Source organism: Bradyrhizobium sp. sGM-13 (genome assembly GCF_018398875.1).
Taxonomy (GTDB): Bacteria; Pseudomonadota; Alphaproteobacteria; order Rhizobiales; family Xanthobacteraceae; genus Bradyrhizobium.
Map to the genome: position 1 here is coordinate 1 of NZ_JAGWDK010000038.1, position 12,053 is coordinate 12,053.

Sequence of the window (12,053 nt, forward strand, 5' to 3'; positions counted from 1 at the left end):
ATCCACACGTGGTCCTACAAACTCGCCGACGCCGCCTGATATGATTCGAACCAAGCAAACGCTAATCTAGCTATCGGGCCGATCCACCTTGCGTCTGGGGCAGCGCGATCGGGACTCGGCGCCTTGACTTGAGAGAGGCCGACGCTGTCCCTACCGCGCCCGCGCTGGCCATTGAAGTTGGCGGCGACGTGCCTCGGCGCTCCGTGGTGGACCGAGGAAGCGCTGTCCCTACCACGCGCCGCTAACTTCGGTGGCCGGCTCACCCCTCAGCAAAGCTGGCCACCTCGCTTCCCTTGCCGCCAAGTCGTATCGGCGAAAAGTCTTAGAGGCACCTACCTGGATTGGTGGGTGGGCTTGTCAGTTTCTTCGGAGAAAAATCTCGTGCTCTAAGCCGGGCGGCCCAATAGTGGCCGTGTAGTTCACGCCGTGTAGGGTGAGATTTGTCTTCGTCTGAGAGATGCTTGGCAGCACGTTGTGCAAGCGCATTATGAACTTGAAGTCTTCATCCGCCCATTGGTCACCATGCTATCAGCCTTGGGCGGGTAAAAAGATAGATTCGGCGACGGAGCTGATCGTAACTCGACTGGTCTGGCGAGCCTGAGCCCGTGACGAATGGCGCGGGTTCGCCCTCCAACAACGCAACAGCCCTTGCTATCGCGGCATGGATGACGGATAAAATCGGTCCGCTTCATTGCTTAACTGTGAGCGCGAGTTCACAAGCAGCCCGGCGCTTCAGTCGGGCCCCATACTGAATCATTTGTCGGACCGCGACGCAACCAAAAGCCTCCGGTTAGCGAACAGTGCCAGAACCTGCCCCGCGTTCCAAGCAAAGACGTGAAACGTGATGCCTCCGAGGATCTCTCTCGAGCTGAGGGCGCCTGCGCAGCCGAATTCGTTAACAACCTCGGCGTATTCTGAGCCAATCCCAACACTGCTGAGGCCCGAGTGCGTGACGCGACAATGCCCGGCTGGCAATGAGCGAGCGTTCGCGGACCTGTAATCCGCATCGAGGTCCTCAGAATCGGCGGGATTAACGGCACCTCCGTTAGGCGGAATGCTAGCTTGTGCAGGTCCAGGGGCGCTCGGTATCACCATCACCTGCACCAACAGCCACGCAAATGCAGCAATTGCCTTGGAAGGCCCGAAGGCGTTGAAGAGGTGGATCGGCGCCCGCCATTGATAACAAGCACAAGATGCATCCCAACTCTTCTCCCTATGATCGCAACGCTGGATTTCAGCTCGCGCACTTCGCCCATTGGTGGGTCAGGCAGTCGATCGAGGCCGCCCAACCGTTCGATTTCGTTTCGCGCGTGTATTGTCCCAGATCCCACGCACGCGATGCCGGTCCAAGCGACGCGGGGTCCGAACCTAAATCAGGGAGCGTCGTGTTGATGCTGTGTTGAAAGAGAAAGGGGCGTGCCAGGCTGAGAAACGCCCACTAGACCCTATGTTCGCGCCCGGAGGTGACGGGCGGCCCGCCCCGCGGCAAGCTCCTATCGAAGGTTGCGCCGGATGAGCCGGCGCCGAGCGCGATGATTCCTGGCTCACAGTGTGGTTCCACGACAGCCGTCAGTTCGCGTGCGACGGGCCGTCAGCAAGGTATCCCAAATTTGCTTCCCAATACTTGCAGCAGGACCTGTCGGCTTAAAGACGCTTGTTGTCTCAAGTCGGACAGTAAGCATCAAGCCGCCAACTCCACTCAACCGTATTCTTCGGAAAGGCTTGGATCAATTCTTGGCACGATTGCTCCCATCTCTTGAACGCACTTCGGCAAGTTCGATAGCTCGAATCATTCAACGATGGGCTGGAGCTTTCCATGGTCGCTTCTCCGTTGAGAGCTGCACGACTGCGAGATCGTGTTTGGAGACGCGGGTGCTTACTGACGAAATAGAAGGTCGTTGTGGTCAGGATCGCGATCATCATGCCGAGGATGACGATCCGCCAGTTGGCGAGTGCCTAGGGCAAAGACTCGCGGGCCGTGGGATGCTTCTTCATCGCCAGAAATTCCGGCGTTTCCTCCGGCGTGCGGCCCAGGCAGAAGATAAGCGGAATGATTAGGCAACCGAGAAAGAACGGGATGCGCCAGCCCAGGCGGCTACTACTCGTCCGGCATCGATTCGTTCAGCACGTAGCCCACGAGCGCCGCGACAAAGACGCGACCGGCTGGCTGGAGGACTGGAACAAGTAAGGCCAAAGACAAGCTAGTGATCCCGACCGGCGGCCTGGAGTGCTCGCATACCGCGATCTCCGCGCTCGCCTCCGACGACCTGCTGACGACACTGACGCGCCGTTCAGGCGGGCGAAATTCATGGTTCATTAGGTTCGGACCAGAAACGATATGGTGCTGGATCGTAGATTCGAATGCGATCGGACCGATCCCTGGCGCCGATATCGAGCACCCCGCCCAAGCCTTGCGGTATCATTGCCGGCGAAAGCGCTACACGAGCAGGATCGTGCCTTGAGGTTATAGCCAATACCGCATCCCACTGCGCTCCTCCATTCAAGGAATGAAGTGTCGGTAAATGATCGCGCATTGTTGACGAGGATCGCAACCATCCTGAGCTGCTCGGCCGCATCGGTGGCAACCTGTGGACTGCAGCGGCAGCAAAAGGCGCTCGCCGCATGTCCCTTCCGCCGACTGGCCCCTGACGACTTACTGCGCAGCTTCGAAATTGGACCGACAGTCGACGGCCACATGCGCTCCGAGCCGCGCGAATTCACGCGCGAGCCGGGCGTCCGAGGACGAACCGATGACGAGGGCGAGCTTTCCGATGAAGCCCGCGCCGGCCAAACTCATGGTTTGATGCGTTCCGTCCAGACCGACACTGTCTTGGATCTGTCGAGATACTTCTCGTAGAGTTCGTTGAGCATTTCCTTGCCGACCACAGCCAATTCAGCTTGATAGGCCGCGCGATCCGTCACCTCAATGCGCTCGACATAATCCCACGGGCCGCCCGATAAGCCAGCTCCGGTTTCGGTGATGCGGTGCGTACAATAGTTGACGATAGTTTTCATTTTGGCGGCGGTGACATAGTCCACCTCGCGTTCGAAGCGTTCATAGTCTGCCGCGCTGACACCCGCCTTTAATGCGGCAAATACAAATCGGACAACAGCCATAATTCATCCTTCTCCTTGTTGTGACGGACCAGAAATCAAGCGACCAGCTCTGAGCCAAGATGACAGGTGACAAATCGGCCGGGCGCGAGCTCCTTCAAGGGCGGTCTTTCTGCTCAGATGGGGAGAACGCCCGCGCAGCCTGCATCCGGGCGCGAAATCGACAGAGCTTGGGATTTCGCCGGCTAACGTGAAGTCGTCTCGCTTTGCGTCGGCATCGGGCACGGAACGGCGACCGGTCAGGCTCGCGTAAGGGTGCAAGCGCGTCGCGAACAAATCGCGTGTGTCAGACATCTCCACGACGCTGCAGAGATACATCACTGCAACGCCGCTCGCGAGGTACTTCACCGCGCGACTCGTGCCAAAGCCCGTGCTGGACGAACGACAGCGGCACCCGCGAAGCATGCTGCCAAGCTTCAATCGGCGGGACCGCATTCAACAGTGCAGCGTCTATGGCATTGATTTGGATCGATCGAGCGAGTTTCATCTGAACTCCGAGGCCGCCTCTGCGAGACGGCCGTGGTCGTAGTGTATCCCACCGTGTCCCAGCAATCGGCGTGCCACAAAAGAGGTTGTGCGAGCTTGGTTGCAGAGGGGAAAAACCATGTTCTTGGCGACGCGCCGGTGGAACTACTTGCGCCTTCCTGTCGGGTTCCGCACATAGCCGTCTTCAGCCGGACACGGCTGAACACGACAACACGCAGGCAGGATGGGGGCGAGTTGATGCAGTACAAGCAGGGACTTATCGGAGAACCCCGAGGCGCCGCGTCGGGTAGAGCGGTCCCTCAGCTCACCGGCCACTTCTGGCAGCTGTTCCTGACCAGCTCCATCGGCCTAGAGTCCCTCTACGAGATCTCGTCATACAGAGCCGACATCTTGCTAGCGTCGAGCAGGTAATTGAGCTTAACGGGGCGGCGAGATAGGCGAAAGATGGAGATGTCCGGCGAGAGGCTCAATCGCGGCTTCGCCTTCCGGGCAATGATCAACACGTACTGGACGAATAGTGCTGCGCGCTTTTCTTCCGCCATCTGCGTTTGAACTTTAGCGCGATGACCTCGCGAAGCCTGAACCGGCCGGCCTCCCTCGTTCCGCCCTTTATTACGGTGACAGGCGTTCATCCTTGTCCAGCCGGCCAGAGCACAGTGTTCTCGATTGCAGTCTTTAAAATTGCGCTCGATCTAAGCCAAGTTCCGGGCGTATCGGCCGGCGCGAAGCGCGATGCAATTGCTGCGGGCGTCACGCTTAGCGCGATCCGAACCAGGCAGCCGATCAATCGCCGCGATCCTTCCAACGGCGTATCGCGGACCCGATACGCGTTGTAAGGTCAACGGCCGCGTCTCGAAAAGCAGAACATCATCATTCACTGCGTGCTGGCATGCTAATTGCCTGCCTGTGGCTCAACACATAAATGGTAAGGCATGATCAATCTGACGGACAGCGCGACGTTAGCTTGCCGCCCACATTTTCAAGCGGGACGACGATATCGTTCAAGTGCAGCTAATGGGGGAGATTGATCTACGTGTGCGGGATTGTCGGCATTTTGGGACGCGCTGCGGTCGCGGACCAACTCGTCGCTTCGCTGAAGCGGCGGATTATCGCGGCTCTGAGTCTGCGGGTGTTGCGACGTATCTGGACTCGGATGCGATTGCGCTTGCGCCGTTCCCCGACACCATCACCTATCTCGAGGACGACGATTGGGCCGTGCTCACCCGCAAGACCAGCGTGATCTTTAACGCGCAAGGCGCCGTTGCCCATCGCGAGGTGGTGAAATCAGGGGGCTCGTCGTTCCTGGTCAAAACGGCGAATTATCGTCACTTCATGGCCAAGGAAATTCACGCGCAGCCGGAAGTGGTGGGCCATACACTCCGGCGCTATGTCGACGTGGCCGCCGAGCGCATCGCGTTGCCGCAGAGACTGCCATTCGACTTCAACGACATTGGCCGCATATCGATCACGGGTTGCGGCAGCTCGAGCTATGCCGGCTATGTCGCCAAATATTGGTTCGAGCGTCTGGCCCGCGTCCCAGTCGAGCTCGATGTTGCCTCCGAATTCCGCTACCGCGAGGCGCCGCTGCGCAAAGGCGATCTTGCCATCTTCATCTCGCAATCGGGCGAGACGGCCGACACGCTGGCCGCGCTCCGCTACGTCAAGGCGCAAGGGCTCCATACGCTCTCAGTCGTCAACGTGCCTACCTCGGCCATTGCGCGTGAGAGCGAGACCATGCTGCAGACGCTGGCCGGGCCCCAAATCGGCGTCGCCTCGACCAAAGCGTTCACCTGCCAGCTGATGGTGCTCGCCGCGCTCGCGGTCGCCGCCGGCAAGTCGCGCGGTGAATTGTCCGACGCCGAGGAGACCAGGCTCGTGCAGAGGTTGATCGAGATTCCGAGGCTGATGGCAACCGCGCTCGCCACCGAGCCCCAAATCGAAAAGCTCGCGCGCGACATGGCGAAATGTCGCAACGTCGTCTATCTCGGCCGCGGCACCTCGTTCCCGCTGGCGCTGGAAGGCGCGCTGAAGCTGAAGGAAATCTCTTGTGTCCACGCCGAAGGCTATGCCGCCGGCGAGCTCAAGCACGGCCCGATTGCGTTGATCGACGAGACCATGCCTGTGGTCGTCATCGCGCCCTATGACGGGGTGTTCGAAAAGACCGTCTCAAACATGCAGGAAGTTGCAGCAAGAGGCGGCAATATTATCCTGATGACCGATGCAAAAGGCGCGAGGGAGGCGATCGTAGACCCGCTCGTGACCATCGTGCTGCCAGACATGCCGGCAACCTTTACGCCGATGGTCTATGACATTCCGATGCAGCTTTTAGCCTATCATACCGCGGTGGTGATGGGCACCAACGTGGATCAGCCGCGCAATCTTGCTAAAGCGGTGACCGTAGAATAGGCGGGCTTAGATAGATGTCACTGGAACAGGTTTTATTTTGTTTGGTACAGTGGGGATGGTGTTTCAGCGCCGCAAATGACCGCATGCGGACCTGATCCGCCTTCGATGCGCTCTGACCAGACCGATACTGTCTTGGATTTATCGAGATATTTCTCGTAAAGTTCGTCGATCAGTTCCGTGCCGGCAACGGCAAGTTCAGCTTCATAGGCTGCACGGTCGGTCACCTCAATGCGCTCGACGTAGTGCCGCGGTCCGCCCGATAGGCTAGCACCGGTTTCGGTGATGCGGTGCGTTCGATAGCTCACGATAGTCTTTGATTGGAGGCGATGGGACATAGTCCAGCTCGTGCTCGAAGCGTTCATAGTCTGCCGCACTGACACCCGGCTTCAATGCGGCAAACACAAGTCGGACAATCCTCATGATGGATCGTCATCCTTTGTTATGGCGGACCTGAAATCAAGGGCACAGCTCTGAGACGAGATGACAGGCGACGAATCGGCCCGGCGCGATCTCCTTCAACGGCGGTTTTTCTGCGCAGATAGGTTTGGCCAATGGACAACGCCCGCGCAGCCTGCATCCGGTCTCGACATCAATGGGGCTTGGAATTTCGCCTGCCAATGTGAAGTCGTCCCGCCTTGCGTCGGGATCGGGCACCGGAACGGCCGCCAATAACGCTCGCGTGTAGGGGTGCAAGGGCTTCGCGAACAGATCGCGTGTGTCCGATAATTCCACGATGCTGCCGAGATACATCACTGCAACGCGGCTCGCGAGGTACTTCACCGTGGCCAGATCGTGCGAAATGAAGAGGTAGGATAGCCCGAGATGTTCGCGCAGCTTCTCCAGCAGGAGAATCGCTCGCGACCGCAACGAGACGTCGAGTGCGGACGTCGGTTCGTCGAGAACAACAAAGCGAGGATTTGTCGCGATCGCCCGGGCAATATTCACGCGCTGGCGTTGGCCACCCGAAAGCTCGTGGGGATAGCTGTCCAAAAGATCGCGGCCAAGACCCACCTCGTGCATGAGCTCTTCGACCCGTGCGCGGCGTTCCTTTGCATCAAATTTGGTATGAAGCGTGAGCGCCTCCTCGACCATGCTTCTCACCGAAAGCCTGGGATTGAGGGACGCGGTGGGATCCTGGAACACCATTTGGATGTCCCGGCGGAATGGCCTCATTGCTTGCGCGTCAAGCGTCGCGATCTCCTTGCCGGCATAGCGGACAGACCCCGCCGTCGGTTTCAGTAACCGAACCAGGCAACGCGCGACGGTCGATTTGCCACAGCCTGACTCACCAACCAGTCCGAGGGTTTCGCCGGCCTCTACGTCGAAGGAGACGGAATCGACCGCTCGCAAGACAGGCTCGGCTTGACCACGTAGGCGCGCGAGTGTGCCGCCAATCCCGCCCAGCGGAAAGTGCATTTGCAGATCACGAATCTCAACAAGTGCCACGACGTTCCTCAAATCCATAACATGCTACAACATGGCCGGGAGCGGCCTCGACCATCGGGGGCCGCGAAACGCGACAGCGATCCATCGTCCACTCACAACGTCCTGCGTAACGGCAGCCGCTGGGCGGGTTGATCAATGAAGGAACCGAGCCCGATATCGGCTCAAGCACGACATCCCGATCTACTCTCGGGATCGATCGGACGAGCGCCTTCGTATATGGATGAGCGGGATTATGGAACAGGTCCCGCACGGGCGCGCATTCAACCAGCTGGCCCGCATGCATAACGGCAACGCGGTCGCAGATTTCGGCAACGACGCCCAGATCGTGCGTAACGAGCATGATCGCGGCTCCCGTCTTGGTGCTCAATTCGCGTAAAAGATCGAGAATCTTGGCTGCGATCGACACGTCAAGCCCGGTGGTGGGCTCGTCCGCAAGCAGGAGCTGAGGTGAGGTTGCAAGCGCCATCGCGATCATGACGCGTTGACACATTCCCCCCGAGAGCTGATGCGGGTATTGGTTGGCCCGCTTCTCTGGTGCTGGAATGCGAACAAGGCGCAGCATCTCCAGCATCCTCTTCTCGGCCTCTCGCGTCGACAAACCTGCGTGCACCATCAGCAAGCGCGAAATCTGCCTTCCAACGGTCAGGAGCGGGTTAAGCGCGGTTCGCGGCGTTTGCGAGACCATCGCGATCTTCGCGCCGCGCATTCGGCGCATCTGCTCCGCAGGAAGCGAGCCAAGATCAATGCCGTCGAAGTGGACGCTTCCTGACACCACACGCCCTGGCGGGCGGATCAGGCGCAGGACGGCGAAAGACGTCACCGACTTCCCCGACCCGGACTCACCGACTAGTCCAAGAATCTCGCCTCGGCGAATCGTCAGGTTAATGTGATCGACGGCTTCAATCGCGCCTTGATTGATCTGAAAATGAACAGTCAGATCCGAGATCTCAAGCATTTCGGTCATCTCAGCCCCCTCATGCGCGGGTCCAGCAAATCACGCAGTCCATCACCGATAAGGTTGAATGCGAGAACGGAAACCATGATCGCCAGACCAGGAAACAGGAAGAGCCACCATTCTCCTGTGACGATCTGTGAGGCGCCTTCAGCTGTCATAACGCCCCATTCGCTTTGCGGAGGCTGAATTCCGAGCCCGATAAACGATAGCGACGCCATTGTCAGAAGCGCGAAACCCGTCGAGAGGGTGGCCTGTACGATCAGCGGCGGAAGGCAGTTGGGCAGCAAGTGAATCAACACAATCCTCCAGGTTGGATTACCGAGAGTGCGTGCTGCATCGGCATACTCCATTTCGCGAAGCCGAAGCATCTCTCCACGCGTGAGCCGCAAGTATGCCGGGATTTGGGTGATCGAGATGGCAATTGCGACATTGGTGATGGAATTGCCAAGGCCAGCTGTGATGCCCATGGCCAATACGAACGCCGGAAAGGCCATGAGAGCGTCGACTACGCGCATCGCGAGAGTATCAGCCCAACCTCGGCTGTATCCTACGACCGCTCCAAGCAAGCCTCCGATTGTGACAGCAATCAATGTTGCCGCAAAGGCCACCAGCAGGTCGACGCGTGCGGCAAAAATGATCCGCGAGAGTTGATCCCGGCCGAACTCGTCAGTGCCAAGCGGATGCTGCCAGGAGGGCGGCTGCAGGGAGGCTGCGGGATCGGTGGCATCGGGCGCGTAGGGCGCCACGATTGGCGCGAGTATCGCAGCCGCTGCGATCAGAACGATCACGCAGAGTGCCGCAAACGAAACTGGATTTCGCTGAAGCCGCTGCCACACCAAAGACGAAGCCACTGGTTTGGAAATTGAGGAGGACACAGACAATGATGAAGACATCAGCTGAACCTTATCCGGGGATCGATGAGGCCGTACGCAATATCAACCGCCAGATTGACCATGACACACGTTACGGCGACAAAGAGGATGAATGACTGGATCGGAGCCGAATCCTTGGTGAGCAGTGCGGTCACTGCGTAGTTGCCGATACCCGGCCATGAGAACACGCTCTCCACCACCGCATTTCCGGCCATCAGAAATCCAAAAACGATTCCGGAAATCGTGATGACCGGTATCAGCGCATTTCGCAGGGCATCCCTGTAGATGACCGTGCGCCGCGGCAATCCGGCCGCCCACGCCGCCTTGATGTAATCGGACTCGAGAATCTCAAGCATGGTGGAGCGCACCATGCGAGCGACTGGCGCGATCGCGCTGAGCCCGAGGGTCGCTGCAGGGAGCATGAGCTGATGCAGGCTTGATCGCAGGGTGGTCCAGTTTCCGGTCATCAGGGAGTCGATCACATAGAGCCCTGTGAGGTGTGCGGGAGGTTCTATGCCGGATCCCAGCCGTCCAAGAGGTGAGGGGGCCAAATCGAGGACGTAAAAGAAGAGGTAAACGAACAACAGCCCGGTCAAGAAGCTCGGCATCGCGACCCCCATGATGCCGACGACTCGTCCGATATGGTCTACCAACGTGTCGCGATGCACCGCAGATAAGACGCCGAGAGGCAATCCGATCACGATCGCGATGAGAAGGCTCGCCAGGTTGAGCTCGAGAGTGGCGGGCAGGCGCTGCAGAAAGTCCTGCGAGACCGGCCGTCCCGTCGATGCGCTCTCGCCAAGATCGCCTTTGAAGATGCCGGAGACGTACCGGTAGTACTGCTCGGGAAACGGACGATCCAATCCCATTTGGTGTTCCATCTCGGCGAGATGTTCTGGCGTGGCAAAGGGGCCCGCCTTCACCATGGCTGGATTGCCAGGAAGCAAGTACGTGAGCGTGAAGCAGATCACGCTGACGCCGAACAATGTCGGCAGAGCCAGCGCAAACCGCCGCGTCACATAGTTGAAAAAAAACATTGGAGCGCTCTCCCGATTGAGACGAAAATTGAGGTGCTCAGGCGAGCTTCATGCTGAAAAAGCGCTCATAACTATCCCAGCGCTTCTCAATGCCAACAAGGTCGGATCGCATGACGCGGGTCCAGTTCTCGTACCAGAGGTGCCCCCAGACGGCGTCGCCGATGATAATCTCCTGCAGGCGTTTTGCTGCTGCCAGACGCTTGTCAATGTCGGTTTCGTGCATGTTCTCATCGATCAGCTTGTCGACTTCCGGATTGGAATAGAAAGAGGTGTTGGTGCCTTTTGCTGTGCTGTGGAAGTTGAAGAACAGGTGATAGAAGGGATCGTTGATCCAAGACTGCCACGACTCGATCGAAAGCTGGTGATCGCCTTTGGTCGCGATCTGGCGGAAGGTGGCCTCGGTTTCCTTGACGATGCTCACTTTGAAGCCGATCTTCTCCAGCTCGGTCTGGAGCCAGATCGAAGCCTGCTCGTGCGGCTGCCACCCAGCGCGTACCGCAAGGTCAATCGCAACCGGCTCCTTGCCAAAGCCCGCCTCGCGCATCAACTCCTTGGCCTTTGTGATGTCGTACTTGTAGTGGCTAATCGTGCTATCGTAACCGGGCGTCAAACTCGGCACAGGGCTCTTCATCTCGGTGCCATAACCATACAGCACGCTCGGGATGATGGCCTGGACCGGGATCGCGTAATTGATGGCCTGACGCACTTTGACGTTGTTAAGCGGCGCCTTCTGCGTGTTCATGCAAAGCCAGTGACACAGGGTGTCCGGCACGGAGACGGTCTTCAAACCTGGCTCGGCTGCGAGACTCTTCACATTGCGCGGAGACAGGGTTGATCTGCCGACCACCATGTCGATGGCCTTGCGTTTGAGCAGCAGCACGCGATCGGCTTCGTTCGGCACATATTTGAAGACCACCCGATCGAAATAGGGCCGACCACGCCAGTGATCGGCCTGCGCTTCTAGGACGACCTCGACCCCTGGCTGGTTCTTCACCAGCTGATAGGGTCCGAGCCCGGCGGTGTTTCGCTTCAACCAATTGGCAGCCCAGGGATCTTCCGCGGTCCCATTCGTCTTGACCTCATCCGGATCAAGCAGCGCGTTGTTCATGAGCGCCATCGTGTCCAGCGCCATCGGACTTGGCGAGGGCATGTTGATCTCGATCGTAAACTCGTCACGCACCTTGAAGTGCTCAGGGTTCGTTACGCCCAGAAGCCGCGGAAACAGGATGCGCATATAGCCCGGCGACTGCAGCCCGCGGTCGAGGAGATACTTCACAGTCGTTGCGTTGACATCGCGACCGCTCGGTAATTTCACGCCTTTGCGGATGTTCAGCACTAGCGTGGCGCCGCCATTTTCGAAAGACCAGGACTGGGCGATGCCGCCCTCGATCTCGCCCGGCTTTGCTTGCGACACTCCCGGCTTTCCCGCGACCGGCTGCACCTTCCACATCAGCGGACTGTCGTAAACATTGGCTTGCACAGTGTAGCCTGCCGACGTCTTGAACGAGGCCGGATCAAGCGTGTCGATGTCGGCATCCCAGGCGACCGTCAGCGTTCGCTTTTCCTGCGCGGCAGCCAAACGAGCTTTGCCGGCGAATGTGAGGGCCGCGATGCTGGTTGCGGCAAACTTCAAGAAATCCCGACGGCGCGTGTCGCTTCTCATCTCATTCCTCTCCCGACGTTGCGCGCAGCTTGCGGGTCATCCGGTGCGCCACGGCTTGCATTGATAACTTGCAT

General features: G+C 58.9%; 9 protein-coding genes and 2 pseudogenes. 1 reads left to right on the top strand and 10 read right to left on the bottom strand.

Annotation, left to right across the window (positions count from 1 at the left end; genetic code table 11):
- Nucleotides 1–1,878 precede the first annotated feature (1,878 nt).
- The 4 genes and pseudogenes from KJQ96_RS40650 to KJQ96_RS33060 all read right to left on the bottom strand — a co-directional run.
- A pseudogene (locus KJQ96_RS40650) lies at nucleotides 1,879–2,232 on the bottom strand (MFS transporter); the annotation flags it as partial.
- 561 nt (nucleotides 2,233–2,793) lie between these two features.
- Complete coding sequence (locus KJQ96_RS33055; protein ID WP_213254636.1) at nucleotides 2,794–3,117, bottom strand: hypothetical protein; 324 nt, start codon at nucleotides 3,115–3,117, stop codon at nucleotides 2,794–2,796.
- 3 nt (nucleotides 3,118–3,120) lie between these two features.
- Nucleotides 3,121–3,549, bottom strand: a complete 429-nt coding sequence (locus KJQ96_RS42255) for a hypothetical protein (protein ID WP_375293228.1) — start codon at nucleotides 3,547–3,549, stop codon at nucleotides 3,121–3,123.
- A gap of 410 nt (nucleotides 3,550–3,959) precedes the next feature.
- Entirely contained in the window at nucleotides 3,960–4,142 is a 183-nt protein-coding gene (locus tag KJQ96_RS33060; protein ID WP_213290482.1) for a hypothetical protein, read from the bottom strand.
- A gap of 598 nt (nucleotides 4,143–4,740) precedes the next feature.
- On the opposite strand from KJQ96_RS33060, the pseudogene glmS reads away from it, so the two are divergent.
- Nucleotides 4,741–6,006: pseudogene (glmS, locus tag KJQ96_RS33065) on the top strand (glutamine--fructose-6-phosphate transaminase (isomerizing)); the annotation flags it as partial.
- Nucleotides 6,007–6,038: 32 nt separating this feature from the next.
- Here glmS and KJQ96_RS33070 read toward each other — a convergent pair.
- The 6 genes from KJQ96_RS33070 to KJQ96_RS33095 form a co-directional block, all read right to left on the bottom strand.
- Nucleotides 6,039–6,341, bottom strand: a complete 303-nt coding sequence (locus tag KJQ96_RS33070; protein ID WP_213254634.1) for a hypothetical protein — start codon at nucleotides 6,339–6,341, stop codon at nucleotides 6,039–6,041.
- A gap of 121 nt (nucleotides 6,342–6,462) precedes the next feature.
- Nucleotides 6,463–7,452: an ABC transporter ATP-binding protein gene (locus KJQ96_RS33075; protein WP_309142503.1), complete on the bottom strand. Its 990-nt coding sequence runs from the start codon at nucleotides 7,450–7,452 to the stop codon at nucleotides 6,463–6,465.
- On the bottom strand, nucleotides 7,439–8,416 hold the full coding sequence (locus KJQ96_RS33080; RefSeq protein WP_213290483.1) for an ABC transporter ATP-binding protein: 978 nt from the start codon (nucleotides 8,414–8,416) through the stop codon (nucleotides 7,439–7,441). Before KJQ96_RS33080 ends, KJQ96_RS33075 begins: the two co-directional genes overlap by 14 nt.
- Entirely contained in the window at nucleotides 8,413–9,300 is an 888-nt protein-coding gene (locus KJQ96_RS33085) for an ABC transporter permease (RefSeq protein WP_213254628.1), read from the bottom strand. The genes KJQ96_RS33080 and KJQ96_RS33085 overlap by 4 nt, the downstream gene beginning before the upstream one ends.
- On the bottom strand, nucleotides 9,300–10,316 hold the full coding sequence (locus tag KJQ96_RS33090; protein WP_213254626.1) for an ABC transporter permease: 1,017 nt from the start codon (nucleotides 10,314–10,316) through the stop codon (nucleotides 9,300–9,302). The genes KJQ96_RS33085 and KJQ96_RS33090 overlap by 1 nt, the downstream gene beginning before the upstream one ends.
- A gap of 37 nt (nucleotides 10,317–10,353) precedes the next feature.
- Nucleotides 10,354–11,979: an ABC transporter substrate-binding protein gene (locus tag KJQ96_RS33095; RefSeq protein ID WP_213290484.1), complete on the bottom strand. Its 1,626-nt coding sequence runs from the start codon at nucleotides 11,977–11,979 to the stop codon at nucleotides 10,354–10,356.
- Nucleotides 11,980–12,053 lie beyond the last annotated feature (74 nt).

What these genes read in the sequence shown, in the direction of transcription:
- KJQ96_RS33090 (WP_213254626.1), bottom strand. Translation starts at nt 10,316, where the DNA reads ATGTTTTTTTTCAACTATGTGACGCGGCGGTTTGCGCTGGCTCTGCCG.
- KJQ96_RS42255 (WP_375293228.1), bottom strand. Translation starts at nt 3,549, where the DNA reads ATGCGGTCCCGCCGATTGAAGCTTGGCAGCATGCTTCGCGGGTGCCGC.
- KJQ96_RS33095 (WP_213290484.1), bottom strand. Translation starts at nt 11,979, where the DNA reads ATGAGAAGCGACACGCGCCGTCGGGATTTCTTGAAGTTTGCCGCAACC.
- KJQ96_RS33070 (WP_213254634.1), bottom strand. Translation starts at nt 6,341, where the DNA reads ATGTCCCATCGCCTCCAATCAAAGACTATCGTGAGCTATCGAACGCAC.
- KJQ96_RS33055 (WP_213254636.1), bottom strand. Translation starts at nt 3,117, where the DNA reads ATGGCTGTTGTCCGATTTGTATTTGCCGCATTAAAGGCGGGTGTCAGC.
- KJQ96_RS33060 (WP_213290482.1), bottom strand. Translation starts at nt 4,142, where the DNA reads ATGGCGGAAGAAAAGCGCGCAGCACTATTCGTCCAGTACGTGTTGATC.
- KJQ96_RS33085 (WP_213254628.1), bottom strand. Translation starts at nt 9,300, where the DNA reads ATGTCTTCATCATTGTCTGTGTCCTCCTCAATTTCCAAACCAGTGGCT.
- KJQ96_RS33080 (WP_213290483.1), bottom strand. Translation starts at nt 8,416, where the DNA reads ATGACCGAAATGCTTGAGATCTCGGATCTGACTGTTCATTTTCAGATC.